Source organism: Actinoplanes sp. NPDC051851, assembly GCF_040681165.1.
In the GTDB taxonomy this organism is placed as follows: domain Bacteria; phylum Actinomycetota; class Actinomycetes; order Mycobacteriales; family Micromonosporaceae; genus Actinoplanes.
The window spans coordinates 78783-105778 of sequence record NZ_JBFAYF010000012.1; the positions used below are offsets into that span (position 1 = coordinate 78783).

The following is a 26996-nucleotide window of genomic DNA, read 5'->3' on the forward strand; positions in this document are numbered from 1 at the left end:
CGGAGCCCATGTTCACACCGCGTACCCCCAGAATCGTCGCGGCCCGGCGGCTGCAGCGCCGCAAGGACCGGGACCAGTCCGGCCGCTTCCTCGCCGAGGGGCCGCAGGCCGTCCGTGAGGCCCTCGCCGCCGGTGCCGTGCTGGAGCTCTTCGGCACCCCGTCCGGCCTGGACCGGTACGCTGACCTCACCGCCCTGGCGCCCGAGGTCTCGCCGGTCACCGACGACGCGCTGGCCGCGCTCACCGAGACCGTGCACCCGCAGGGCCTGGTCGCCGTCTGCGAGCGGGTCGACGTCTCGCTCGGCGAGGCCCTGGCGAAGCAGCCCCGGCTGGTCGCGGTGGTCGCCGAGATCCGCGACCCGGGCAACGCCGGGACCGTCCTGCGTACGGCGGACGCCGCCGGCGCCGGTGCGGTGATCTTCGCGGGCGACGCGGTCGACCCGTACAACGGCAAGTGCGTCCGGGCGTCGGCCGGCTCGCTCTTCCACGTGGACGTGGTCCGCGCCCCGCTCGACGTCCTGGATCTGCTGCAGGCGGCCGGACTGCAGACGCTCGCCACCAGCGGCACCGGCGAGGACGACGTGGACTCGCTGCTCGACGGCGGTCTGCTGGACGAGCCGACCGCCTGGCTCTTCGGCTCCGAGGCGCACGGCCTTCCGGACGAGCTGCTGTCGGCCGCCGACCGCCGGGTCCGGGTGCCGATCTACGGCGGTGCGGAGAGCCTCAACCTGGCCGCCGCCGCTGCCGTCTGCCTATATGCGAGTGCCCGCGCGCATCGCTGAGCAGGTAAGCTGGGCCGCATGTCAGGTCTGAGGGGACTGTTTATCCGGCCCGCTGGTCGCGGGCGCCGGATCTGACACACTCCTGCGCGACTCCCCGTGACCGGCGGGCTGCGGCTCAGCCGTGCCTCCGTACACTGCCCGATGGCTCATCCGGTGTGAGGGAGTTCGCCCGACCATGTCTTACCGCAACGATCCGTACGATCCGAAGCAGGCCGCCCTGCTCGCGCCCGAGGCTCTCGAGGCCGCGGTCGCCGACGCCGAGAAGGCGTTCGCGCAGGCCGGTGACCTCGACGCGCTCGTCGCCCTGAAGCCCGCGCACCTCGGCGACCGCTCGCCGGTGTCGCTGGCCCGCCGGGAGATCGGCTCGCTGCCCCCGGCCGCGAAGTCCGACGCCGGCAAGCGTGTCAACGTGGCCCGCCAGGCCGTCCAGGGTGCCTACGACGCCCGCCAGGCCGAGCTGGAGGCCGACCGTGCCGCCCGGGTGCTGGTCGAGGAGCGGGTCGACGTCACCCTGCCCTGGGCCCGCCGGCCGCGCGGCGCCCGGCACCCGCTGACCACGCTGATGGAGCACATGGGCGACGTCTTCGGCGGCATGGGCTACGACATCGTCGACGGTCCCCAGCTGGAGCTGGAGTGGGCCAACTTCGACGCGCTCAACATCGGCCCGGACAACCCGGTGCGCGGCGCCTCCGACACGTTCTTCGTGGACCTGCCCGGCCTGGTGATGCGGACGCACACCTCGCCCGGCCAGGTGCGCAGCATGCTCACCCGGACGCCGCCGATCTACGTGGTCAGCCCCGGGCGGGCGTACCGGACCGACGAGCTGGACGCCACGCACAGCCCGGTCTTCCACCAGATCGAGGGCCTGGTCATCGACGAGGGCATCACGATGGCCCACCTGCGCGGCACGCTCGACCACTTCGCCCGGTCGATGTTCGGCCCGGACGCGAAGACCCGCTGGCGGCCGCACTACTTCCCGTTCACCGAGCCGTCCGCCGAGTTCGACGTCTGGTTCGCCCAGCACCGCGACGGCCCGCGCTGGGTCGAGTGGGGTGGCTGCGGCATGGTCAACCCGCGGGTGCTCACCGCCTGCGGCATCGACCCCGAGCGGTACTCCGGATTCGCCTTCGGCATGGGCGTCGAGCGGACCCTGATGTTCCGCAACGGCGTGAGCGACATGCGCGACATGGTCGAGGGCGACGTGCGCTTCACCACGAACTTCGGAATGGAGGCCTGATCCGATGAAGACGTCACTGTCGTGGCTGCGCGAGTACGCCGGCCTGCCCGCCGACCTCACCGTCGCCCGGCTCGACCAGGCGCTGACCGACCTCGGCATGGAGGTCGAGTCGATCGTCGACCAGGCCGGCACCATCCTCGGCGACCTGGTCGTCGGCCGGGTGCTGACCGTCGAGGAGCTGACCGGTTTCAAGAAGCCGATCCGGTTCTGCACCGTCGACGTGGGCCGCGAGGCGCCGCAGGAGATCGTCTGCGGGGCGCGGAACTTCGCCGAGGGCGACCTCGTCGTGGTCATCCTGCCCGGCGGCGAGCTGCCGGGCGGGTTCAAGATCGGTGCGCGGAAGACGTACGGGCGCAACTCGCACGGCATGATCTGCTCGGCGGCCGAGCTCGGGCTCTCCGGCGACCACTCGGGCATCATCGTGCTCCCTGAGGGCACCGCGACCCCCGGCACGGACGCCCGGCCGGTGGTCGGCCTCGACGACGTGCTGGTCGAGGTCGAGATCACCCCGGACCGGGGCTACGAGATGAGCGTCCGGGGCATGGCCCGGGAGCTCGCCACCCACTTCGGTGTGGCCTTCACCGACCCGGCCGGCATCCCGGCGCCGGGTGCCACGGCCGAGTCGCCGTATCCGCTCACCGTCGAGGACACCGTCGGGTGTGACCGGTTCGCGGCCCGCGTGGTGCGCGGCGTGAACCCGGACGCGCAGTCGCCCGAGTGGATGCAGCGCCGCCTGGTCGCGGCCGGCATCCGGGTTATCTCGCTGCCCGTCGACATCACCAACTACCTGATGATCGAGCTCGGTCAGCCGATGCACGTCTTCGACCTCGCGTCGCTCCGCGGCGGCCTGGTCGTGCGCCGGGCCCGGCAGGGCGAGAAGCTGACCACCCTGGACGGTGTGGCCCGCGCGCTCGACGCCGAGGACATGGTGATCTGCGACGAGACCGGCCCGATCTCGCTCGCCGCCGTGATGGGCGGCGAGACCAGCGAGTGGCAGCAGGGCACGGTCGACGTGCTGCTGGAGGCGGCGCACTGGGACGCCGTGATGGTCGGCCGTACGGCCCGCCGTCACAAGCTCTTCAGCGAGGCCGCCAAGCGCTGGGAGCGGGGCGTCGACCCGCAGCTGGCCCTGGTCGCCCTGCAGCGCGCCGTCGAGATCCTCACCGAGCACGCCGGCGGCGAGGTCGACGAGCGGATCCTGGACATCGACCACGTGGTCGCGCCGCGGCCGGTCACGCTCCCCGCGGACCTGCCGTCGCGGATCATCGGCCTGCCCTACTCCGCGGAGCGGGTCGCCGAGCTGCTGACCACGGTCGGCTGCACGGTCACCGGCGACGAGGTCCTCCCGCCGAGCTGGCGTCCCGACCTGCTCACCCCGATCGACCTGGTCGAGGAGGTCGCCCGGCTCGGCGGCTACAACGAGATCCCGAGCGTGCTCCCGCCGGCCGGTGCCAGCAACGGGCTCACCCCGGCCCAGCGGGCGCGGCGCTCGATCGGCCGGGCGCTCGCCGAGAACGGGTACGTCGAGGTCATCTCGTACCCGTTCGAGTCGCCGTCCGCCCCGGACCTGCTCGGCCTCGCGGCGGACGACGCGCGCCGCAGCGCCGTACGCCTGACCAACCCGCTCTCCGAGGAGGAGCCGCAGCTCCGGACCGCGCTGATCGGCCCGCTGCTGACCACGCTCAAGCGCAACCTGGGCCGTGGGCACCGGGACGTCGCGCTCTTCGAGACCGGCACCGTCTTCCTGCCGCGCCTGACCGCGGCCGCCCCGCCGGTGCTCGGCGTCGACCGGCGCCCCACCGACGAGGAGTGGGCGCGGGCCAACGCGATCGTCCCGGACCAGCCGTGGCACCTCGCCGCGGTGCTGGCCGGCGACGCCGAACCGGCCGGCTGGTGGGGCGCGGGCCGCGCCGCCGGCTGGGCGGACGCGATCGAGACCGCCCGCGTCGCGGTCAGCGCCGCGGGCGTGCAGGACGGCCGGGTCTCGGTACGCGCCGCCGAGTACGCACCGTGGCACCCGGGCCGCTGCGCCGCGATCCTGGTCGACGGCGTCGGGGTCGGGTACGCGGGCGAGCTGCACCCCGCCGTGCTCTCCGCTCTCGACCTGCCGAAGCGCACCAGCGCGCTGGAGATCGACCTCGACCTGCTCCCGGCCCGCCCGGTCGTCGAGGCCCGCCGGATCTCCACGTTCCCGCCGGCGCTGATCGACGTCGCGCTGGTCCTGGACCGGAAGGTTCCGGCCGGCGAGGTGCTCGACGCGCTCGCCGAGGGCGCCGGCGAGCTGCTGGAGTCGGTCGCGCTCTTCGACGTGTACGAGTCCGAGCAGCTGGGCGAGGGGAAGCGGTCGCTGGCGTACAAGCTGACGTTCCGCGCCCCGGACCGGACGCTGACCTCGGAGGAGACGATCGCCGCGCGCGACGCCGCGGTCGCGCTCACCACCTCGCGCCACGGAGCGACCCTGCGCGGCGCCTGATCACTCCCGGACGAAGGCCGGGCCACCGTGAGTGGCCCGGCCTTCGTTGTGTCCTGCCCCACCCCGTCTGGCCGGTCCGGGCGGACGAACTTAGCGTGGGCGTCATGGTCATGTCCGTCGCGGCGAGGCCGGTGACCGCGGGTTCGACCGGCGGCTGATCGCGCCGATGGTGCTCGGCGCCGTCCTCAACCCGGTCAACTCGTCGATGATCGCGGTGGCCCTGGTCCCGATCGGTGCCGCGTTCGGTGCGGTCCCGGCCGAGACCGCCTGGCTGGTCTCCGCGCTCTACCTGGCCACCGCGACCGGGCAGCCGGTGGTCGGCCGGCTCGTCGACCGGTTCGGCCCGCGCCCCCTCTACCTGATCGGCACCGGCATGGTCGGCGTCGCCGGGATGATCGGCGCGCTCGCCCCCTCGCTCGGCGTGCTGATCGCGGCCCGGGTCCTGCTCGGCTTCGGTACCTGCGCGGGCTATCCCGCCGCGATGTACCTGGTCCGCCGGGAGGCCGAGCGCACCGGCACGGACCGCCCCGCCGGCGTGCTCACCCTGCTCACCGTCTCCGCGCAGACCATCGTGGTGATCGGCCCCACGTTCGGCGGCCTGCTGATCGGCGCGGGTGGCTGGCGCACCATCCTCGCCGTCAACGTCCCGCTCGCCGCCGCCTGCCTGATCCTCGGCCTGCGGCGCCTGCCCCGCACGCCGGCGGCCCCGGCCACGACCGGATTCGATCTGCTCGGCATCGGCCTCTTCGCCGGGATGCTCACCGTGCTGATGATCTTCCTGATGGACCCGGCGGTCCCGCGCCTCTGGCCGGCCGGGCTCGCCGTCCTGCTCGGCGCCGCCTTCGCGCTCCGCGAGCTGCGTACCGCCGACCCCTTCATCGACCTGCGGGTCTTCGGCGGCAACGCGCCGCTGATCGCCACGTACGCGCGCACCCTGCTCGCCCAGACCGTCGGCTACGCGATCCTCTACGGCTTCACCCAGTGGCTGGAGGCGGGCCGGGGCCTGAGCGCCTCGCACACCGGCCTGATCCTGATGCCGATGTCGGTGGTCGCGATCGGCGCCGCCGCGCTGGCCGGCCGCAGCCCCGGGGTCCGCGGCAAGCTGCTGACCGGCGCGGTCGCCCAGGTCGCCGCCGGTCTGCTGATGCTCCGGTCGGACGCGCGGAGCCCGATCTGGCTGCTGCTCCTGATCGCGGTGATCTGTGGCCTCCCGCAGGGCCTGCACACCCTGGCCAACCAGAACGCGCTGTACCACCAGGCCGACCCGGCCCGGATCGGCGCCTCCGCGGGCCTGCTCCGCACCTTCAACTACCTGGGCGCGATGGTCGCCTCCGCGGCGTACGGCGTCTTCTTCCGGCACGGCGCGGCCGGCGCCACCGGCCTGCACCACTTCACCCTCTTCCTGCTCGCGGTCGCGACCGCGCTCCTGCTCCTGATCGCCGCCGACCGTTCCCTCTCCCGGTCCGCCTCCTCCTGACGAAAGGCACTCCCGCATGCCCCTCTCCACGATCGACCCGACGACCGCCCTCGTGGTGATCGACCTCCAGCACCGCATCCTCGCCCGTCCGGTCACCCCGCTCCCGGCCGCCGAGGTGGTCGCGCGCACCGCCGAGCTGGCGACCGCGTTCCGCACCCACGGCCTCCCGGTGGTCCTGGTCCGGGTCGCCTTCGCCCCGGACGGTGCCGACATGCCACCCGGCCGCCCGGTCGGCCCGCGCCCGGCACCGCCCGCACCCGTGGCTTCCGCACCCGACCCGGAAGAGATCACCGCCGAGATCCGCGGTGCCGGCGACATCATCGTCACCAAGCGCAACTGGGGCGCCTTCTACGGCACCGACCTCGACCTCCAGCTCCGCCGCCGCGGCGTCACCCAGATCGTCCTCACCGGCATCGCCACCAGCATCGGCGTCGAGTCCACCGCCCGCGCCGCGTACGAGCACGGCTACCACGTCACCCTCGCCACCGACGCGATGACCGACATCGACCCCGACGCCCACCACAACAGCCTCACCCGGATCTTCCCCCGCCTGGGCGAGCTCGGCACCACCGCCGAGATCCTGACGCTCCTCGATAGCCTGGGGTGATGACGACACGGCATCGGCCCGGGTACTCCGGAACGGGACCGGGCACGTTCACCCCCGACGGTTGCGCGGTCGATCTCTACTCACGCATCCCACCCGGCCGGGAGCCGGAGATCATCGCGGCGGCGGTTCCGCCGCCGGCCACCCTTCTCGAGCTCGGTTGCGGCGCCGGCCGGGTGACCCGCCCACTCTCCTTTCTCGGGTACGCCGTGACAGCGGTCGACGAGTCACCCGCCATGCTGGACCGTCTGGGCGCTGCCGCGACGCCGGTCTGCTCACCGATCGAGGACCTCGACCTGCCCACCCGCTTCGACGTGGTGCTCCTCTCGTCGTTCCTGGTGCACGCCCCCGACCCGGCCGTCCGCCGCGCACTGCTGGCGACCTGCCGCCGCCACGTCGCCCCGTCCGGCGTGGTGCTGATCCAGCGCGAGGGCACCGACTGGCACACCCGGGTCCCCCGGTCGTCCCCACTCGGCGACGGCACCGCCCGCGTCCTGCACAGCACCCCCGACGACGAGGGCATCCACACCGTCCACGTCGAGTACACCTTCCCCGACGCCACCTGGACCCAGCAGTTCCGCTCCCGCCCCCTCTCCACACCCGCCTTCGAGGAGGTACTGAACACGGCCGGCCTGTCTCAACCCCGCTATCTCACCGCCGACCACACCTGGGCAGCGGCGAAACCGCTTTAAGCGATCCGTTGCTCAGTGGTTGCCGCCGGGGTCCGTGATCACCGCAGAACCTTCAGGCGCCGGCCAGGCGCGAGGAGGCCAGTGCATTCAAGGAGACGCCCTGCTCGGCGGCCCGGATGGCCAGCCGACGGTGGACCTCTTCGGGTACGCGGACCTGGAACTTGCCGGAGTAGTGGCGGTCGGCGATGGCCACGGGCGGGGTTTCGCCGGAGGCTTCCATGTCGGCGACGATCTCCTCGGCGACGCGTTGGACACCGATGAAGGCCTCCATCCGGTCCTCAGCGAGCCAGGAGACGGACGGCAACTCGGCGACGGTGCCGACGTATTCATCGTCTTCCGCCGACCAGTGGACCCGGTAGGTGTAGTGGTCCGCCACGCTCACGATCGCTCCCCCAGTTTCTCGATCGCGGTCAGCACCTGCTTGACCTGGTAAGGCTTTGCCTTGCCGCCCTTGTCCTGGATGTTGACCCGGGGGTCGCCGGGCCACGGCATCTTGAACACGTAGTGCGATGTGCCTTGCGATCGTGGTTCCCCGAAGTAATGCCGGAACCCGAACAACAGATCCGCGAACCGGACGTTGTTCGGGTTCCGGCGCATCTCCGCCAAGATTTTCGCCAGCCTGTCCGCCACACCTCTCACGATACTCCGTTTAGTATCGCCGGTGATACTACAAATCTGGGCGGGGTGAGCGGCCAAGGCGTAGCTGCCGCGCCGCTTCGCGGCTTGCCACCGAATACGGTGGGCGCGGTGGTGCCGTCCAGCCCGGCATCCGTTCGGGAGCGCAACGCCGGCGTCCCAGGCGGTCACGATGGCCTTCACCGCCTCGTCTTGGGCGTGTACCGGCCGAGGAGATCGCCGCTGGTACCGGGGCGCCTCACGGAGGCGTTCCACTGTTCACCTCCTTGCTCACCCTGGTGTAGTGCTGACCCGTCGCAGTAGCCGGCGCCCGCCCCGTAAGTCCGGCGTCTCTGCGGATCTCACGGAGTCGGGCGCCGAGCGCCTGTTGCGCCTGCTACCGGCTAACCGTGGTGGCCGCCGTTGACGGTGAGCTGTTCGCCGGTGATGAAACGGGAGGCGTCGGAAGCCACGAACGCGACCACGTCCGCGACCTCCTCCGGGGTGCCCATCCGGCGCAGAGCTACGTCCGCGACGTACTCCGGGGCGTCGACCTCGCCGTGCCGCTCCACCGGGATCCAGCCGGGGGACACCACGTTGACGGTGATGCCGTGGCGGCCGAACTCGCGTGCCCAGGTGCGGGCGAGCGCGAGCTGCGCCCCCTTCGCCGCGTTGTACGCCGACGTCCCAGGGAAGGCGCGCCGGAGCGAGTCCGAGCCGATGTGGATGAAGCGGCCGCCGCCCAGCTCGCGCATGCCGGCCAGGGTCGCCTGGAGCAGCAGCGTCGGGCTCTTCACGAAGAACTCCAGCTGGTCCAGGTGGTCCTGCCAGCTGACCAGCTCGGCCGGGGAGACCGGTTGTGGGCCGGTGGCGTTGGCGACGACGACCTGCACCGGGCCCAGCCGTTCGGCCGTGGTGGCGACCAGCCGCCGTACGTCGAACTCGTCGGTGACGTCGCCGTGCAGGGCGACCGCCCGGCCGCCGGCGGCGACGATGCCGGCCGCGACCCGCTTCGCGCCCGCCGCTTCCGCGTGATAGTTGACCGCGACCGGCCAGCCGTCGGCGGCCAGCCGCCGGGCGATGTGTGCGCCGAGTCCTCGCGACGCCCCGGTCACCAGGGCGCTCCCCTTGATCCCCACCCGCGCACGGTATCGCTTCCGCCGGGTGACCGTCAGTATCGCTTCCCGTGGATGACGTCAGGAGGGCGGCAGCGCGCAACGACGTTCCGGGCCGATGCGTGACAGCCACGCCCACGCGCCTTCCCCCGGCCGGCTCGTGGCCCGGCCGGGACCAGCCCGGAGCGCCGACCCGGCGGTGTCCCGCCGGCCGGGTCGCCGGCCGGCGGGGATGTCGGCTACCGCGAGATGTAGAGGCGCTGGCCCGCCGGGGCGTAGCCGATGCGCTCGTAGACGCGCCACGAGTCGTCGCCGGAGGCCTCCAGCCAGGCCAGGTCGACCCCCTGGCCGAAGAGGCGGCGGGTGACGGCGGCGGTGATCGCGCCGGCCAGGCCGCGGCGGCGGAACTCCGGGCGGACCGCGATGCCGGCCACCTCGCTCACCCCGTCGTGCGGGGCGACCGCGGTGCCACCACCCGCGTAGCGCGTGCGGTCGGTGGTGACGGCGGCCACGGCGACCGCGCCGCGGGCCCGGTTGCGGCGCATCCGGTCGAGGTCGGCCGGGGTCGCGGAGTCCTCGCCGCCGAACGCCACGTTCTGCGCGCCGATCATGCCGGCCAGGTCGGCGTCGGTGTCCGGCTCGAACAGGTCGAAACCGGCCGGGCTCTCCGGGGTGGTCAGGGTCGACGGCGTGCAGACCAGGTACTGATTGCGGACCTCGACGGCGAAACCGGCGTCGAGGAGCAGGGGCTCCAGCTCGGGGCTACTGCTCACAACGTACTCGAGACGGGGTTTGCGGTTGCCGAAGGCCGTGACCAGATCGGTCACGTCGGCGGCGGTGACGGTGACGCCGGGCAGCGGCGTCGCGTAGTTGATGAACGGACTGTCGGTGCTCTCGTCCAGCCCGAGCACGAACGGGCCGACCTCGACGGCCTGCGGGCGGGAGCGGAGGTTGGACACGACGGAGCGCTGGATGCGCAGATCCATGGTGAGGTGATGCCTTTCGAAAGATGGTGCGAATGCCAAGAAAAGTGCAGCGTTTAGCGGCAACGGCCGCTGGAGACCGCGGTGATCATTGGCGTCACTCTTTCGAAAAGCGTGGAGCCCCGGAGGGCTCGGTGATCTCATGACCCTGTCATGCGGCGGGCGGTGAGTCAATCGGTGGCCGGCGCCGGCGCGGGCCGGCCGCCTGCGCGGCCCGCGCCGACGCGGTCTGTGCGGCCGCGTCCGTGATCCACCTTGGCCCACGTCTCCACGGGCGTCAATGTGCAAAGTCGGCCGGAGGATCGATCGGGACGGTGGGCGCCTCGCCCAGGAGGTAGCGCTGCACGGTCGGTGCCAGCCAGGCGACCGCCTCGGCCCGGTCGAGGGCGACCACCGGTGGCACCCGCAGCACGAACCGGCACAGCGCGAAGCCCAGCATCTGCGTCGCGACCAGCCCGGCCCGGACGGCGGCGGTCGCCGGATCGGGCGCGAGGCGGGCGGCGACCGGCCCGACCTGGGTCGCGAAGACCTCGCGCATCCGCTCGGCGGCGGCCTCGTGGCTGACCGCGGCGCGGATCAGCGCGAGCAGCGTCTCGTCGCCGGCCCAGCGCTCCAGGAAGTGCTCGACCAGCACCGCGCCGATCCGCTCGGGTGGCAGCGCGGTCAGGTCGGGCAGCCGCAGGTCGAACTCGGCGGCCGCGGCGAAGAGCTTCTCCTTGTTGCCGTAGTAGCGCATGACCAGGGACGGGTCGATGTTCGCGTCGGCGGCGATGGCCCGGATGGTGGCCCGTTCGAACCCGTCGGCGGCGAACCGCTCCCGCGCGGCGGTGAGGATCGCGGCCCGGGTGCCGTCGGATCGGCGTGCGGCGGTCATGGTGTTCAGCATATGTCAACAACTGTTGGCCAACAACTGTTGACCTGATCTTCCCGACGTGCCTATGGTTTTGCCAACAAGCGTTGACAAACGAGCTGGGGAGAGTGGAGACATGCACACCACCGTGGCGATCGTCGGCGCCGGGCCCACCGGCCTCCTGCTCGCCGGTGACCTCGCGGACGCCGGCGTGGACGTGACCGTTTTCGAGCGCCGGACCGACGCGTCCAACCTGACCCGGGCGTTCGGCGTGCACGCCCGCACACTGGAGATGCTCGACGCCCGGGGCCTCGCCGAGGAGCTCGTCGGCACCGGGCGGACGATCGACCGGCTGCGCCTCTTCGACCGGATCCGCCTGGACCTCGGGCGGCTGCCGACCCGCTTCCCGTACCTGCTGATCACCCCGCAGTACCACGTGGAGCGCATCCTCGAGGAGCGCGCGCGGAAGGCCGGCGCGACCGTGGTCCGCGGCGCGGAGCTCACCGGCCTGCGTCAGGACGCGAGCCGGGTCACCCTGGCCTTCGGTGATCAGGAACGGACAGCGGACTGGGTGGTCGGCGCCGACGGCGTGCACAGCGCGGTCCGGGGCGCGCTCGGCCTGCCCTTCCCCGGCGTGGCCGTGCTCACCTCGATCATGCTCGCCGACGTGCGGCTGGAGCACCCGCCCGCCGACGTGCTGGCGGTCAACGCGGTCGGCGACGCCCTCGCCTTCGTCGCCCCGTTCGGTGACGGCTGGTACCGGATCTTCGCGTGGGACCGTCACCGTGAGGTCCCCGACACCGAGCCCGTCACCCTCGAGGAGGTCCGTGCGGTCACCCGCCGTGCCCTCGGCACCGACTTCGGGATCACCGAGGCGCGCTTCCTCTCCCGCTTCCACAGCGACGAGCGCCAGGTGCCCGCGTACCGTTCCGGCCGGGTGTTCCTCGCCGGGGACGCCGCCCACGTGCACTCACCGGCCGGCGGGCAGGGGATGAACACCGGACTCCAGGACGCCGCCAACCTCTCCTGGAAGCTGATCGCGACGATCGGCGGCTGGGGACCGGCGGGCCTGCTCGACACGTACCAGACCGAGCGCCACCCGGTCGGCGCCCTGGTGCTGCGGACCAGCGGCGCCCTGATCCGTCTCGCCAAGATCCGTTCCCGCGCGGCTCGCCTGGCCCGCGACCTGATCGGCTCCGCGCTGATGGCGGTCCCCGCGCTCCAGCGCCGCGCCACCGGCACCGTCTCCGGCATCGGCATCGGATACCCCGGGTCACCGCGCGCCGCCGACGTCACCCTCCGCGACGGCGGCCGCCTCTACGAGGCGCTGCGTGGGTCCAGGTTCGTGCTTCTCACCCCGTCACCCCGTCCTTTCGGGTACGCCGACCGCCTCACCGTGACCGCTCAAAAGGCGGACAGCACGGCGGCGACCCTGATCCGGCCGGACGGCTACGTGGCGTGGCGGGGCCCGGTCTCCGGCGCCGAGGCGGCCGTGGCGCGTTTTGTCGGAGGCGAGCGCTAGGGTTCGCCCGTTCGTACGTCTCCTCCGGCAGACCTTCCCGCTTCCCGGCGAACCGCCCGTTCCCCGGCAGGACTTCCGGCGGACGACAGAGGGGGGAGCCGGGTCATGACGATCGAGGACACGTGGGAGATCCCCTCCGCGTGGCGGCGGTTCGTGCTGCCCCGGCGCTCGTCCCTCACCGCTCTTTCCCCCACCTCGGCCCGCACCTCCGCCGCGGCGATCGTCTCCGATGAGATGGCCGTCGCGCTGGGGCGGGCCGACGAGGTGGTCGCGGAGCACCGGGACGAGATCCTCGGGTCGTTCGGCCATCCGGGCACCCGGGGCGAGGTCGCCGAGGCCGGCCGTCGCCTGCTCGACGGCGCCGGGCCCGCCGACCCGCTCGGCGCGGCCGCCGTGCTGATGGCGCTGGTCTGCCGGCTCGGGCACGGGGAGCGCGAGGACCTGCTCGTCTTCCCGGCGGCCTGGCGCGCGCGGTACGGGCTGCCGTTCGCCGCCGCGGCGCTCGCCGAGTTCGCCGAGCTCCGGCCCGGACCGTTCGCCCGGCACCGCCCGATCATCACCTCGGTGCCCGACCGCGATCTTCAGGGGTACGGGAGCGAGACGGCCACCGCGATGGTCAAGGAGCTGCGGCGGGTGATCGTGGCCGCCCCGCCGGAGGAGTACGCCGAGGTGGTCGCCGCGCTGGCCGCCGTCCGGGGCCGGTCCTTCGTGCAGCGGGTGCTGATCTCGGTGCTGGTGCCGGACGAACAGGCCTGGTCCGCGGAGATCAGCGCCGAGCTGATCAGCCGCCCGGCCCGCGAGTCCCTCAAGGCGCTCCTGCTCACCGCGGTGACCGAGAAGAAGTACGCGCTGCCGCTCGCCCGCGCGCTCTCTCCCTACTACGTGCTCTTCACCCCGGAGATCCTCTACACCTTCGCGGCGTCCCGGTCCCCGGCCGTCGTCCCGGCGCTCACCGACTGGGCCGACCGCGACCACGCCGACGCGGAGGACCGCAAGCGCCTCTTCGGCCTGCTCGCGGGTGTCGGCGGGGACGAGGCGATCGCCGCCCTGCTGGCCCGCCTCGACCAGCCGCAGGCCCTGCCCGCGGCGCTCGACGCGGTCGCGCGCTCCCCCCGGGCGGCGGTGCGCCGGCTCGCCGCGACCGATCATCCGGCCGCCGTGCGGATGCTGCGCGCCCAGGTCGCCAGGCACCCGGAGCTCGCCGTCGCACTGCGGGACGACCTCGCCGGGCCGGCCCGGTCCCGCCTCGACGAGCATCTCGCCGCGCTGCACGCGCGCACCGCCGGCGCCGCCCCCGCCGACCGGTTGCCACCGGTCCTGGTCACTCCACCCTGGACGAAGCGGACGAGACGCACGCCGCTGGTCGTCCGGCTGCCGCTCGCCGCCGAGGCGCCGCGGGTCGTCTGGGAGGAGGGCGAGCGCGAGGATTTCGCCGCGTTCTACGAGCCGGGCGCCTGGTCCGTGGTGCCGCGGCCCTTCGACGAGTTCGCCCGGGAGATGGCGGCCGGCACGCTCGGCGAGGAGGAGGCGGTCTGGTTCCTCCTCAAGGGCCCGCAGGAGTCGGCCCGTCCGGCGGTCGCCGCCTGGCGTCCCGCCGAGGAGTGCGCGATCGGGTACTGGGGCTGGCCGCTGCTCGCCCGCTTCGGCCCGGACGCCGTCCCGGTCCTGGCCGACCGGGTGGCGCGGCGGCCGGACATCGCCGAACTGCTCGTCCCGGTCGCCTCGGCCGAGGTCGCCCTCGTGATGGCCGGGTGGCACGCCGAGGGCAAGCGGGGCCGCCGGGCCGCCGGGATGTGGTTCGACCGGCATCCCGGATTCGCCGCCCGGGCGCTCATCCCCGTCGCCGTCGGTGCGGCCGGATCGTCGCGGACCGCCGCCGAGGCGGGCCTGCGCGTCCTCGACCCCGCGCTGGTCCGGTCGGCCGCCACCGTGCACGGTCCGGAGGTGCTCGCCGCGATCGAGGAGATCCTGGCCGTCGACCCGCTCGACATGTTGCCGCGCAGCATGCCCAAGCTCCCGGACTGGGCCGACCCGGCGCTGCTCCCGGCGATCCGTCTCGTCCCGGGCCCTCCCCAGGGATCGCCCGGGACGGACGCCGGGGGGACGCTGCCCGCCTCGGCGGTGCGGCACCTGATCAGCATGCTGGCGATCTCCCGGCTCGATCGGCCCTATGCCGGGCTGGAGCTCGTGGCCGAGGCGTGTGATCGGGGGGACCTGGCGGAGTTCGCCTGGGGGCTCTTCGACGAGTGGCGGCGGGCCGGGCATCCCGCGCGGCAGGGCTGGGCGTTCGCCGCGCTCGGGCTGCTCGGCGACGACGGGACGGTCCGGCGGCTCGCCCCGGTGATCCGGGCCTGGCCGGGTGAGGGTGGGCACGCGCGCGCCGTCACCGGGCTCGACGTGCTCGCCGCGATCGGTACCGACGTCGCGCTGATGTATCTGCACGGCATCGCGCAGAAGGTGAAGTTCCGTGCGCTCCGGGAGAGCGCCGAGGAGAAGATCGCCGATCTCGCCGAGGAGCTCGGGCTCACCGCCGACGAGCTGGCCGACCGGCTGGTGCCCGATCTGGGGCTGGGCGCCGGGGGCAGCCTGGTGCTGGACTACGGTCGGCGGAGCTTCACGGTCGGCTTCGACGAGCAGCTCAAGCCGTATGTGACGGATGCCGCCGGGAAGCGTCTCCAAGCGTTGCCGAGACCCGGGGCGCAGGACGACCCGGTCACCGCCCCGGCGGCGTGGCAGCGGTTCGCCGGGCTGAAGAAGGACGTCCGCGCGATCGCCGCCGACCAGATCGGGCGGCTCGAACGCGCGATGGTCGACCAGCGGCGCTGGAGCGCCGGCGACTTCCGGACCTGGTTCGCCGGGCACCCGCTGCTCCGGCACCTCGCCGCCCGGCTGGTCTGGCTGCGCCTCGACGCGGCGGGCACCCCGATCGGCGGCGTCCGGTTGGCCGAGGACGGCACGCTCGCCGACGTGCGCGACGAGACGGTCACCCCGGGCGCGGACGAGCGGATCGGCGTCGCGTACCCGCTGGAGCTCGGGGAGGAGCTGGCCGGCTGGTCCGAGGTCTTCGCCGACTACGCGATCCTGCAGCCGTTCCCGCAGCTCGGCCGGGACGTGCGGGCCCGCACCCCGGAGCAGGTCCGGGCCGACCTGGGTGACGGGTTCGTGGGCGCGAAGGTGCTGACCGGCCGGCTGCTCGGCCTGGAGCGGCGCGGCTGGCGGCGCGGTGTGCCCCAGGACGCGGGCATCCAGGGCTGGCTCGAACGCGACCTTCCCGGCGACCGCACGCTGATCCTGGAGATCCTGCCGGGCATCGTGGTCGGCGCACCCGCCGAGTGGCCGGACCAGGAGATCACCCGCATCTGGCTGGAACCGCCCGGCGGCCGTCATCACCACCGCCCCGAGGAGGCGCCGCCCCTCGGCACGCTCGACGGGATCACCGCCGCCGAGCTGATCCGTGAGCTGACCGAGGTGACCGCCTGACACGGACGGGGTGACCGCCCGACGAGGACGGGGTGGGTCAGCCGAGGGCGACGGCGGACTCGACGCCGGTCTCGTGGCGGCCGAGGAAGACCGGGTCGCGGCGGGTGACGACATCGGCGACGGCCTTGACGGCGGCGCCGTACTCGCGGAGCTCGCCGCGGAGCCACACCTGGCGGTAGACGCGGACGGTGTCGTCGCCGACGCCGTCCGTCTCGATGCCGAGGGTGCGGCAGAGGGCGACGGCGCGCGGTACGTGGAAGGACTGGGTGACCACGATCGCCCGGGTGACGCCGAAGATACGGCGGGCCCGGGAGCACGAGTCGTAGGTGTCGAAGCCGGCGTGGTCCATCACGATCCGGTCGGCGGGGACGCCGCGGGCGACCAGCCAGACGAGCATCGCGCCGGGCTCGTCGTAGGACCACTCGGCGTGGTCGCCGGAGACCAGGATCGCCTTCACCTTGCCGGCGACGAGCAGCTGCCGCGCGATCTCCAGCCGCGCGGCGAGGAACGGCGACGGCTCACCCTGCGCGTCCACCTGCGCCCCGAGCACGATCGCCACGGGCGCGGACGGGACACTCCCGGCCGTGTAGACGTGTGTCCGGGACTCCGCGCGTACCCAGAAAACCGCCGCGGCCATGACGCTCAGAACGGCCACCGCGCTCAGCGCGCCCAGGGCGACCAGACGGCGCAGCGTGACGAACCGGCGCAGCCGGGTGAGTGAGATCTTCCGCACCGGGCCCAGGATGGCAGGCCGGGGCAAGGACCACGGACCGGGTTTTGTCGGAGGGGGTCGTTAGGGTTCAGCGCGTTCCGAAGTTCTCCGGGGGGAGGGTCGTGCCGTGACCGAAGTGGTGGAGCCGTTCGTCGTGCCGGTCGCGTGGCGGAGGTTCGTGCTGCCGCGCCGGGCGGACGCGCCGCCGCTCGCGACGGTGAAGAGCGTGCACGTGGACGCGGCGGCGCAGCTGCTCATCGCCTACCACGGTGACGTGCTCACCTCGCTCGGGCACCGGAAGACCGAGGGCGATCTGAGCGAGGCCGGGCGGGCCTACCTGGCCGAGGACCCGGCGGCGACCCCGCTCGGCGCGGCCGTCGTGGTGCAGGCGATCTCCGGGGTGCTGGGCTGGCAGCGGCTGGACGAGCTGCAGGCGTTCGCGGAGCTCTGGCGGGACCGGCACGGCGTGGCCTTCGCGGCGGCGGCGACCGCCGAGCTGGCCGCGCTGGAGCCGGGGGAGTTCGCCGTCGGGCGGCCGATCACCCGCGGCGCCGACGAGCGCGATCTGCGGGGATATTCCACCGTCCTGGCGCTGCGGCTGGCCTACCGGCTGCGGCGGGTGATCGTCGCGAGCGACCACGAGGGGTACACGGGTGTCGTCGCGGCCCTCACCGCGGTACGGACCGTGTCGATGCCGCAGCAAGCGGTGATCTCGGTGATGGCGCCCGACGAGACCGCCTGGGTCGACGAGCAGGCGGCGCGGCTGCTGGGGCGCAAGCAGCGCTTCGACGAGATCAAGTCGGTGCTGCTCACCGTGGTCGGCGGCCCGGCCGGCGCCGGGCTCGGCCTCGCCCGGGAGCTGCGTGCCTACGTCCTGTTGCGGCAACCGGAGCTGATCTACACGTTCGTCGCGCACAACGGGCCGGCCGCGGTCCCGGCGCTGGTGCGCTGGTTCGACGACTCCCACTCGTCCGACCTGGAGAAGAAGCTGCTCGCGATGCTGACCGCGGTCGGTGGCGACGCGGCGATCGGCGCGCTGGTGGAGCGACGGGACCGCCCGCACGTGGTCGCGGCGCTCGCCGAGGCCGCCGGGAGGTTCCCCGAGCCGGTGATCCGGCTGCTCGCCGACGTGGACGGGCCGACGGCGGCGCGGCTGCTGAAGCGCCAGGCGGCCCACCACCCGGAGCTCGCCGCCGCGGTGCACGCCCGGCTGGACGGGGCGGCCGCCGAGCGGCTCGGCGCGATCCTCGACGCGCTGCGGGCCGGCGGCGTCGAGCAGGCCGGCCCCGCGGACGTGCCGCCGGTGCTGGTCAGCCCGCCGTGGCTTACCCCGGTGCGCCGGAAGCCACTCGTCGTCAAGGGTCTGAGCTGCGACGATCCGGTCACCGAGGTCTGGGCGCCGGGTGAGCGCGAGGCCTGGGCCCGGGGCGGCTGGACCGTGCACTACCACCACGACGCCGCGGACTTCGCGGCGACGCTGGCGAGCCTCGGCTCCGGCACCTACTGGCTGGAGGCGTACACCTTCCTCAAGGCCCCCGACGCGCTCACCCGTCCGGTGATCGAGAGCTGGCGGCCGCGGGACGTCTGGGGCGTCGGCGAGTGGGGCCGGGAGATCGCCGCCCGCTACGGCACCGCGGCGCTGCCCGCCCTGCTGCACTGCGCGAGCCATCAGGCGGCCGCCACCCTGCCGGTGCTGTTGCCGTTCGCCGCGCCCGAGCTGGCCCAGCGGATGGCGGTCTGGCAGCGGATGAAGTCCACCCGCAAGCACGCGCTCGCCTGGTTCGCCCGGCACCCCGAGACGGCCGCCCGGGCCCTGGTCCCGGTCGCGGCCGGCCCGGCCGGCGCGGCGCGGACCGCCGCCGAGGCCGCCCTCGGCCTGCTCGACCCGGCCCTGGTCCGGTCGGTCGCCGCCGGCCACGGTCCGGAGGCGGCCGCCGCCGTCGAGGAGATCCTCGGCGTCGACCCGCTGAGCGTCCTGCCCCGGAGCATGCCGGTGCTGCCCGACTGGGCCAGCCCGGCGCTGCTGCCGCAGATCCGGCTCACCGGCGGGCGGGGCGCGCTGCCCGCCACCGCTCTGGAGAGCCTGCTCACCATGCTCGCGATCTCCCGGGTGGACAGTGCGTACCCGGGCCTCGACCCGGTCCTCGCCGAGGCCGAGCCGGGTGACCTGGCCGCGTTCGGATGGACGCTCTTCGGCGAGTGGCGGCACGCCGGGCACCCGGCCAAACAGGGCTGGGCGATGGAGGCCCTCGCCCACCTCGGCGACGACGAGACGGTCCGCCGGCTCGCCCCGATCATCCGGTCCTGGCCGGGTGAGGGCGGGCACGCACGCGCCGTCGCCGGGCTCGACGTGCTCGCCGGCATCGGCACCGACGTCGCGCTGATGTATCTGCACGGCATCGCGCAGAAGGTGAAGTTCCGCGGCCTGCGGGACAGGGCACAGGAGAAGATCGCCGGGCTGGCCGCCGAGCTCGGGCTCACCGCCGACGAGCTGGCCGACCGGCTCGTGCCCGATCTGGGGCTGGACGCCGGGGGCAGCCTGGTGCTGGACTACGGTCGGCGGAGCTTCACGGTCGGCTTCGACGAGCAGCTCAAGCCGTATGTGACCGATGCCGCCGGCAAGCGTCTCAAGGCGCTGCCGAAGCCCGGGGCGCAGGACGACCCGGAGGCGGGTACGACGGCGTACCAGCGGTTCGCCGGGCTGAAGAAGGACGTCCGGGCGATCGCCGCCGACCAGGTCCGCCGTCTGGAGCGGGCCATGGTCGACCAGCGGCGCTGGAGCGCGGGCGACTTCCAGACCTGGTTCGCCGGGCACCCGCTGCTCCGGCACCTGGTCCGGCGGCTGGTCTGGCTGCGCCTCGACGCGGACGGCACCCCGATCGGCGGGGTGCGCCTCGCCGAGGACCGGACGCTCGCCGACGTCGACGACGAGACGGTCACCCTGGGCGCCGGCGAGCGGATCGGCGTCGCGCATCCGCTGGAGCTCGGGGAGGAGCTGGCCGCCTGGTCCGAGGTCTTCGCCGACTACGCGATCCTGCAGCCGTTCCCGCAGCTCGGGCGGGAGATGCCGGCCCACGACCCGGAGGAGGTCCGCAAGCTGCTCGGCGCGGGCTTCACCGGGCGTACGGCGCCGACCACGGCCCTCCTCGGCCTGGAGAGCCGCGGCTGGCGGCGGGGTGCGCCGCAGGACGCCGGGAACCAGGGCTGGTTCGAGCGGGACGTCCCCGGCGGCCTCAGCCTGATCGTGGAGATCGAGCCCGGTATCGCCGTCGGCGTGCCGGACCTCATGCCGGACCAGTCGGTGCGCGACATCTGGGTGGAGGACCGGGCCGGGCACCGCTGGAACCGGTCCGGCTCCGGCCACCGGCTCCAGGAACTCGCCCCCATCGTCGCGGCCGAGGCGCTGCGCGACCTGACCGAGGTGCTCGCATGACCGATCACGGTGCCGTACAGAAACCGCCGGCCGAGGTGCGGTTCGCCGACGAGCTGGCCCGGCTCCGTGCCGGCGACACCGCGCCGAAGCCGCCGGGCTGGGCGCTGAGCCTGCGGGCCGCCCGCGCGTTCATCGTCGGCGACGAGGCGCTCGGTGTCACCCGCAAGTTCGTCGGCGACCCGTCGCTGATCGACCGGGCCCTGGTCAGCCTCGCCACCAGCCGGGGCCTGCTGCTGGTCGGCGAGCCGGGCACCGCCAAGTCGCTCCTCTCCGAGCTGCTCGCGGCGGCGGTCAGCGGTGACTCCACGCTCACCATCCAGGGCGGTGCGGCCACCACCGAGGACCAGATCAGGTACTCGTGGAACTACGCGCTGCTGGTCGCCGAGGGGCCGACCGAGCGGTCGCTGGTCCCGGCGCCGCTGCTGCGCGGCATGGCCCAGGGGCGTACGGTCCGGTTCGAGGAGATCACCCGCTGCCCGCTCGAGGTGCAGGACTCGCTGCTCTCGCCGCTCTCCGACCGGGTTCTCGCCGTCCCCGAGCTCCCCGGCGATCAGGGCATGGTCTTCGCCCGGGACGGCTTCAACGTGATCGCCACCGCGAACACCCGGGACCGCGGCGTCAACGACATGAGTTCGGCGCTGAAACGGCGCTTCAACTTCGAGACGGTCTTCCCGATCGCCGACTTCGACACCGAGCTGGCCCTGGTCGAGGCGGAGGCGGGCGCACTGCTCGATCGCTCCGGGGTCGCCGTGCCGCCCCGGCGTGACGTGCTGGAGGTGCTGGTCACCACGTTCCGGGAGCTGCGGTCCGGGCGTACGGCGCGGGGCGACGAGATGGAACGCCTCACCGCGGTGATGAGCACGGCCGAGGCGGTCGCGGTGGCGCACGCGGTCGGGCTCCGCGGCTGGTTCCTGCGGGGCACGCCGGGCACCGCCGCCGACCTGGTCTCCTGCCTGGCGGGCACGGCGGCCAAGGACAGCCCGGAGGATCTCGCGAAGCTGCGGCGCTACCTGGAACAGCACACCTCGTGGCGTACCGGGGAGCAGTGGCGGGCCCTGCACGACGCCCGGCGGGAACTCCCGGGCACATGAGTCTCACCGTCATCGGGGTGCGGCACCACAGCCCGGCCTGCGCCCGGCTCGTGGAGGCGACGATCGCCGTTCTCCGGCCGGCGTATGTGCTGGTCGAGGGGCCCGCCGAGATGAACGGCCGGATCGGGGAGCTGCTGCTGGAGCACGAGCTGCCGGTCGCGGTCTTCACCAGCTACGCCGACGCCGAGCGGCGGCACGGGTCGTGGGCGCCGTTCTGCGCGTACTCGCCGGAGTGGGTGGCGCTGCGGGCCGGGCGGGACGCCGGTGCCGAGCTGCGGTTCATCGACCTGCCGGCCTGGCACGAGGCGTTCGCCGACCGCAGCAACCGGTACGCGGACGCCGAGCTGCGCTACGCGGAGGCGATCGACCGGCTCTGCGCGGCGTTCGGGGTGGACAACACGGACGCGCTCTGGGACCACCTGATCGAGATGGAGCCGGCGGAGGGCCTGGCCGAGCGGCTGGCGGCGTACTTCGAGCTCATCCGCGGTGAGGCGGCGGCCGGTGGGCCGGACACGATCCGCGAGGCGTACATGGCCCGCTGGATCCGGGCGGCGCTGCGGGCGGCGGACGGGCGCCCGGTGGTCGCGGTCGTCGGCGGCTTCCACCGCCCGGCCCTGCTCCGTCTCGCCGCTCCCGCCGGTGGTTCGCCGAGCGCTGAGATCCCGGTCGGCGGTGGTTCGCCGAGCGCCGAGATCCCGGCCGGCGGTGGCGAGGACGCGTGGCCGGAGATCCCCGCCGTGCCGGAGGGGGCGAGCGCGGGCAGCTACCTGGTGCCGTACTCGTTCCGGCGGCTGGACGCGTTCGGGGGATACCAGTCCGGGATGCCGTCGCCGGAGTACTACCAGCGGCTCTGGGCGGACGGCCCCCTCGAGGCGGGGCGGTACCTGATGACGGCCGTCGCCGGGCGGCTGCGGAAGCGGGGACAGCCGGTCTCCACCGCCGACCTGATCGCGGCGCGGGCCACCGCCGAGGCGCTCTCCCGGCTGCGCGGGCACGGCGTACCGGCGCGGGTCGACGTGCTGGACGGGCTGGCGTCCGCGCTGGTCAACGAGGCTCTCGACGTACCGCTGCCCTGGTCGGTCCGTGGCACCCTCACCGCCGGGCAGCATCCCGCGGTGGTCGAGATGACCGCGGCGCTCAGCGGCGAGCGGGTCGGCCGGCTGCACGCGGACACGCCGCTGCCGCCGCTGGTGCACGCCGCCACCGCGGAGCTTTCGCGGTACGGCCTGGACGAACCCGGCGAGCGCAGCGCCGAACTGCTCGAACCCGAGGGGCGGGCACGCAGCCGGGTGCTGCACCGGCTGCGGGTCCTGGAGATCCCCGGGTACGCCCGGACGTCCGGCCCGGCGACCGGCATCGACCCGGTGCTGGTGGAGCGGTGGACCGTCCGGGCGCACGAGCACCGGCTGGTCGCGCTGATCGAGGCGGGTGGCTACGGCACCACCCTGGAGTCCGCGGCGGCGTCCCGGATCGGCCAGCGGGTCGACGCGGCCACCGGCGACCTGGGGCGGCTCGCCGACGCACTCTTCGACGCGGCGCTCTGCGGGGTCGCCGATCTCCCCGGCGACGTGCCGGAACGCCTGGCCCGCGGGGTCGCGGCGGGCACCGACCCGGCCGAGCTCGGGCGGGTGCTCTCGGTGACGCTCGCGCTGTGGCGCCACGACCGGCTTCTCGGTACGGCGGGCAGCGGCACGCTCGCCGCGGTGGTCGCGTCGGCGACCCGGCGCATCCTCTGGCTGGCCGACGGTCTGCACGGCGCGGGGGAGACCGCCGACGTCCGCCGGATCCGCGCCGTGGTCGCGGTCCGCGACGCGCTGCTGCACGGTCCCGGCCCCGGTTCCGGCAACGACTCGGGCGCTGGTCCCGGCGCTGACGGCCGCGGGTCCGGGGCGGGCCGGCCGGATCAGGGCATCGGCCGTACCGCCGCCAGGGAGGTCGCCGACCGGATCGCCGCCGATCGTGCCGCGCCTCCCGACCTGCGCGGCGCCTTCTTCGGCCTGTCCCAGGTCCTCGCCGCGACCGCGCTGCCGGGGCCTGCCGAACCGGGGCTTGCCGAGCCGGGGCCCGCCGAGCCGGGGCCTGCCGAGCCGGGGCCTGCCGAGCCGGGGCTTGCCGAACCGGAGCCCGCCGGACCGGGGCCCGTGTGGCCGGACACCGCGCGAGCGGTCCGTGGCGCCTTCGCCGGGGGCGGGGCGGGGGACTGGCTGGCCGGGCTCTTCGCCGTCGCGCGGGAATCGGTGCTCGCGCCCGGCGGCATCCTGGGGCTGCTCGACGAGCTCGTCGGCGGCCTCGGTGCCGACGACTTCCTGGTCGCGCTGCCCGCGCTGCGTCAGGCTTTCGAGTTCTTCCCGCCCCGGGAGCGGGAGGCGATCGCCGAGCAGCTCCTCGCCCGGCGCGGGATCGCGGGCGCGGGCCGGGACCTGCTGCGCTCCGGCATCCCGGCGGAGATCGTGGCCGCCGGGCTGGCGCTGGACGAGCTGATCGAGGAGCGCCTGACCCGGTCGGGCCTGATCGAGCCGGTCACGGCCGGCGCGGCGATGGGAACACGAGAGCCCGGAGCCGGTGACCCGGGACCGGTGAGCCCGGGACCGGAGAGGCGAGGGCGGACCGATGACCGATCCTGATCTGGAGCGCTGGCGGCTGATCCTCGGCGATCCGGCCGATGGGTGCCTCGGCGGGCCGGAGGGCGAGGCGGCCGAGCGGGACGCCGCGCTGGACTGGCTCTACGGCCGGGACGAGGAGCTGGACCGGCGCGACATCCGGCGTACCGGCGGCTCCGGACCGTCGCGGCTGACCACGGTGGACTGGCTGGACGGGATCACCCGGCTCTTCCCGAAGGAGACCGTGGAGCGACTGCAGCGCGACGCGGTCGAGCGGTACGAGATCACCGACATCGTCACCGACCCGGAGGTACTGGGGCGGGTCGAGCCGAACCCGGCGCTGCTGCGTGCCGTGCTGCGGACCAAGCACCTGATGAACCCGGAGGTGCTGCGCCTGGCCCGCCGGATCGTCGAGGCGGTGGTCCGGGACCTGGTCGAGCGGCTCTCGACCGAGGTGCGGCACAGCTTCTCGGGTGCCCGGGCGCGGCGGGCCAGCCGGTTCAGGCAGGCGCGCGACTTCGACGCGAAGCGGACGATCCGCGCGAACCTCGGGCACTACCACCCGGGGGAGCGGCGGATCTACGTCGAGACGCCGTACTTCCTCTCCCGCAGCCGGCGGCACCTGGCCCAGTGGCAGGTGATCCTGCTCGTCGACCAGTCCGGCTCGATGCTCTCCTCGGTGATCCACTCGGCGGTCACCGCGGCCTGCCTCTGGGGGCTGCCCGGCGTACGGACGCACCTGGTCGCCTTCGACACCGAGGTGGTCGACCTGACCTCGGACGTCAGCGACCCGGTCGAGCTGCTGATGCGGACCCAGCTCGGCGGCGGCACCGACATCGGGCGCGCGGTCCGGTACGCGAGCGGGCTGATCGAGCAGCCGCGCCGCACGATCGTGGCCGTGGTCAGCGACTTCTACGAGGGCGGCTCCGCGGCGACGCTGGTCCGGGCGGTCCGCGACCTCTGCGAACAGGGGACGATCGTGCTCGGACTGGCGGCGCTCGACGAGGAGGCGGATCCGGCGTACGACCGGGAGTGCGCCCAGCGGCTCGCGGACGTGGGCGCCTGGGTGGGCGCGATGACACCGGGAGAACTGGCCGCCTTCGTCGCCGAGCGGGTGGGCCGATGAGCGTGGACACCCTGCCGGTGCGGGCGGACCTGCTCGCGCTGGACGCCGACGCCCTCGCCACGCTGGCCAACCGGGGCCTGGTCAAGCGGGCGGCCCGCGAGGTCGACCGGGAGCCGCCGGCGCTGTCCGGTTCGGATAACACGGTGGTGGCCGAGTTCCCGGACGGCGCGCGCACGGAGCTGCCGGCCGGCGGCCTGGACCGGGGCAGCTGCTCCTGTGGCGCGGTCACGGTCTGCCGCCACCTGATCGGCCTGGTCTTCGCCTACCAGCAGGCCCGGAACTCCACCACCGCCGAGACCACGACCCCGGAGCCGGGGCCCGCGCCGACCGGCGTACCGGCATCGGAACCTGCGCCGACCGGCGTACCGGCATCGGAACCTGCGCCCACGCCGATCGACGCTGCGGCGCCGGATGACCGGTTCTGGTCACCCGGGGACTTCAGCGACGAGCAGCTTGCGGTACGCATCGGCGCGCGCCTGGTCGAGACCGCCCGCCGTGCCGCCCGCTCCGGCTACACCGCCCGGATCCGCCGTGGCCCCGCGCCCTCGGTCGAGCTGCCCTCCGCCACGGTCCGGTTCCTGGTGCCGCACGATCTCGGGTACGTGCACACCGACGCGCGGGCCGGTGTCCGGGACGATGTGATCGCCCTCGCCGTCTGGGCGTTCCGGGCCGCCGACGCCGATCACCCGGGCGCCGCCGACTGCCTCGTCGACGTCGGCGGCGCGGGCGGCGCGACGGCCGCGTCCGGCACCGGGCTGGAGGCGCTGACCGGGTTCGCCGCGGACCTGCTGCGCAGCGGGGTGACGCACGCCGGCGCCGGTCTGGAGGCGGCCGCCGCCGGTCACCTCGCCCAGCTCGAACGGGCCGGTCTGCGCTGGCCGCACGACGCCACCGCCGACCTAGCCGACCAGCTCGCGGGCTATCGCGAGCGCAGCGCCCGGTACTCGCCGGAGACCGCCGCCGACCTGATCGCCGAGCTCTTCGCCCGGCACCGCGCGGCCGCGACCGGACACCGCGTGCCACCGGCACCGGGACAGGCGGCGGCACCCGGGCAGACACCGGCACCCGGGCAGACACCGGCACCCGGGCACACACCGGCACCCGGACAGACAGCGGCACAGACAGCGGGACAGGCGGCGCCGGCGTCGGTGCGGGCCCGGGTGCTCGGCACCGAGGAGGCCGCCGAGACGCCGCTGCGCCGGGTACGCCTGGACGGCCTCGGCGCCCGGGTCACCGCGGTCGACGACCAGCGCCGGGTGGAGGTCTTCCACGCCGACCCGGCCACCGGCGTGGTGCTCATCTCGTCGCGTACCTGGACCGCCGAGGAGGACGGCCCGGCCCTGGCCCGGCGGCGGTACGCGGGCGCGGCGATCGGCGACCTCGCCGCGGGTGTGCTGGTCACCGAGTCGGCGATCCGGAGCGCCAGCCGCACGGTGCGACTGACCGCCGGCCGGGTGGCGAAGTCCACGGTCACCGCGGGCACCGGCGCCTGGGACGCGATGCCGCCGAATCTGCTGGTGCACGACTACGCGAGGCTGGCCGCGGAGCTCGCCGCGCTGCCGCCCCGCCCGGTCCGGGCCCGGGTGCGCGCCGAGCTGGTCCGGATCCTGGCGGTCGGCGAGGTGCGCGGCATCCGCTACGCCCCGGGTGAGCAGCGCCTCAGCGTGGAGATTCACGACCTTTCCGGGGTACGGGCCATCGTCACCGCGACACACGCGTCGGCCGCTCCGGGACGGCTCGACGCCATCGCCGCCGCGTTCTCCGGCGACGGCGACGGGGGTACCCCGCGATTCGTGGCGGGCAGCGTGCACCGGGGCGGGGGTGGACTGGTGCTGGACCCGTACGCGATAGCCGGAGACGGACGCCCGGTGGTCCCGGATCTGAGCGCGCCGGGCAGCGGGGCCGGGCTCCCGGCCTGGACCACCCCCGCGGCGGAACCGAGTCTCCTGGCCGAGGCGATCCTCCGCGCCCGCGGCACGCTGGCCGAGGCGGCGCACGCGGGCCTGGCCCACCTGCCCGGCGGCTTCCCGGCCCGGCTGCGCGAGACCCGCGAGGAGATCGACCGCCTGGGCCTGCACCGGGTGGCGGCCGCGCTGGACCGTTTCGCCGCCCTGCTCGGCCCGGACCCCGGCGACGCCGCCGTCGGGGCCTGGGTCGACGCCTACCTGCGCCTCGGCCTGGCGACCGAGCTGACCTGACGGGAG

The 26996-nt window shown here is 74.3% G+C and carries 19 protein-coding genes; 13 read left to right on the forward strand and 6 right to left on the reverse strand.

The genetic code is table 11. From position 1 onward, the window contains the following. The first annotated feature begins 8 nt into the window (after positions 1-8). From AB0M08_RS14840 to AB0M08_RS14865, 6 genes are all read left to right on the forward strand, one after another. The gene (locus tag AB0M08_RS14840; protein WP_364492709.1) at positions 9-782 is read left to right on the forward strand and encodes an RNA methyltransferase; all 774 of its coding nucleotides are present in this window, start codon (positions 9-11) and stop codon (positions 780-782) included. Positions 783-957: 175 nt separating this feature from the next. After that, positions 958-2019, forward strand: a complete 1062-nt coding sequence (pheS, locus tag AB0M08_RS14845) for a phenylalanine--tRNA ligase subunit alpha (protein WP_364492711.1) — start codon at positions 958-960, stop codon at positions 2017-2019. A gap of 4 nt (positions 2020-2023) precedes the next feature. After that, positions 2024-4492, forward strand: coding sequence for a phenylalanine--tRNA ligase subunit beta (pheT, locus tag AB0M08_RS14850; RefSeq protein ID WP_364492713.1), 2469 nt, complete (start codon positions 2024-2026; stop codon positions 4490-4492). A 166-nt stretch (positions 4493-4658) separates the two neighbouring features. Further along, positions 4659-5969 carry an MFS transporter gene (locus AB0M08_RS14855; protein WP_364492715.1) on the forward strand — a complete coding sequence of 437 codons (1311 nt, stop codon included), beginning with the start codon at positions 4659-4661 and terminating at the stop codon, positions 5967-5969. Positions 5970-5985: 16 nt separating this feature from the next. Further along, the gene (locus AB0M08_RS14860) at positions 5986-6576 is read left to right on the forward strand and encodes an isochorismatase family protein (RefSeq protein WP_364492717.1); all 591 of its coding nucleotides are present in this window, start codon (positions 5986-5988) and stop codon (positions 6574-6576) included. Next, positions 6576-7265, forward strand: coding sequence for a class I SAM-dependent methyltransferase (locus AB0M08_RS14865; RefSeq protein WP_364492719.1), 690 nt, complete (start codon positions 6576-6578; stop codon positions 7263-7265). The genes AB0M08_RS14860 and AB0M08_RS14865 overlap by 1 nt, the downstream gene beginning before the upstream one ends. A 52-nt stretch (positions 7266-7317) precedes the next feature. Here AB0M08_RS14865 and AB0M08_RS14870 read toward each other — a convergent pair whose 3' ends face one another. The 5 genes from AB0M08_RS14870 to AB0M08_RS14890 form a co-directional block, all read right to left on the reverse strand. Continuing rightward, complete coding sequence (locus tag AB0M08_RS14870; RefSeq protein ID WP_364492721.1) at positions 7318-7647, reverse strand: toxin-antitoxin system HicB family antitoxin; 330 nt, start codon at positions 7645-7647, stop codon at positions 7318-7320. Further along, a complete protein-coding gene (locus AB0M08_RS14875) occupies positions 7644-7895 on the reverse strand; it encodes a toxin HicA (protein ID WP_364492723.1) in 252 nt (83 codons plus the stop codon). Before AB0M08_RS14875 ends, AB0M08_RS14870 begins: the two co-directional genes overlap by 4 nt. Positions 7896-8284: 389 nt before the next feature. Next, positions 8285-9019: an SDR family oxidoreductase gene (locus AB0M08_RS14880; protein ID WP_364492725.1), complete on the reverse strand. Its 735-nt coding sequence runs from the start codon at positions 9017-9019 to the stop codon at positions 8285-8287. A gap of 215 nt (positions 9020-9234) precedes the next feature. After that, the gene (locus tag AB0M08_RS14885; RefSeq protein ID WP_364492727.1) at positions 9235-9981 is read right to left on the reverse strand and encodes a GNAT family N-acetyltransferase; all 747 of its coding nucleotides are present in this window, start codon (positions 9979-9981) and stop codon (positions 9235-9237) included. A 274-nt stretch (positions 9982-10255) separates the two neighbouring features. Then, positions 10256-10852, reverse strand: a complete 597-nt coding sequence (locus AB0M08_RS14890; RefSeq protein ID WP_364492729.1) for a TetR family transcriptional regulator — start codon at positions 10850-10852, stop codon at positions 10256-10258. 112 nt (positions 10853-10964) lie between these two features. Here AB0M08_RS14890 and AB0M08_RS14895 point away from each other — a divergent pair, with 112 nt between their 5' ends. Both AB0M08_RS14895 and AB0M08_RS14900 read left to right on the forward strand, forming a co-directional pair. Continuing rightward, positions 10965-12350, forward strand: a complete 1386-nt coding sequence (locus AB0M08_RS14895; RefSeq protein ID WP_364492731.1) for an FAD-dependent monooxygenase — start codon at positions 10965-10967, stop codon at positions 12348-12350. 105 nt (positions 12351-12455) lie between these two features. After that, positions 12456-15830, forward strand: a complete 3375-nt coding sequence (locus AB0M08_RS14900; protein ID WP_364492733.1) for a DUF4132 domain-containing protein — start codon at positions 12456-12458, stop codon at positions 15828-15830. Positions 15831-15867: 37 nt separating this feature from the next. On the opposite strand, the gene AB0M08_RS14905 is transcribed toward AB0M08_RS14900, so the two are convergent. Then, complete coding sequence (locus tag AB0M08_RS14905) at positions 15868-16563, reverse strand: ElyC/SanA/YdcF family protein (protein WP_364492735.1); 696 nt, start codon at positions 16561-16563, stop codon at positions 15868-15870. 106 nt (positions 16564-16669) lie between these two features. On the opposite strand from AB0M08_RS14905, the gene AB0M08_RS14910 reads away from it, so the two are divergent. Genes AB0M08_RS14910 through AB0M08_RS14930 form a run of 5 tightly spaced genes read left to right on the forward strand, consistent with a single transcriptional unit; the run spans position 16670 to position 26990 of the window. Further along, entirely contained in the window at positions 16670-19975 is a 3306-nt protein-coding gene (locus AB0M08_RS14910) for a DUF4132 domain-containing protein (protein ID WP_364492737.1), read from the forward strand. After that, the gene (locus tag AB0M08_RS14915; RefSeq protein ID WP_364492739.1) at positions 19972-21066 is read left to right on the forward strand and encodes an AAA family ATPase; all 1095 of its coding nucleotides are present in this window, start codon (positions 19972-19974) and stop codon (positions 21064-21066) included. The genes AB0M08_RS14910 and AB0M08_RS14915 overlap by 4 nt, the downstream gene beginning before the upstream one ends. Then, positions 21063-23690, forward strand: coding sequence for a DUF5682 family protein (locus AB0M08_RS14920; RefSeq protein ID WP_364492741.1), 2628 nt, complete (start codon positions 21063-21065; stop codon positions 23688-23690). Before AB0M08_RS14915 ends, AB0M08_RS14920 begins: the two co-directional genes overlap by 4 nt. Continuing rightward, positions 23677-24792 carry a VWA domain-containing protein gene (locus AB0M08_RS14925; protein ID WP_364492743.1) on the forward strand — a complete coding sequence of 372 codons (1116 nt, stop codon included), beginning with the start codon at positions 23677-23679 and terminating at the stop codon, positions 24790-24792. Before AB0M08_RS14920 ends, AB0M08_RS14925 begins: the two co-directional genes overlap by 14 nt. After that, entirely contained in the window at positions 24789-26990 is a 2202-nt protein-coding gene (locus AB0M08_RS14930; RefSeq protein ID WP_364492745.1) for a hypothetical protein, read from the forward strand. The genes AB0M08_RS14925 and AB0M08_RS14930 overlap by 4 nt, the downstream gene beginning before the upstream one ends. Positions 26991-26996 lie beyond the last annotated feature (6 nt).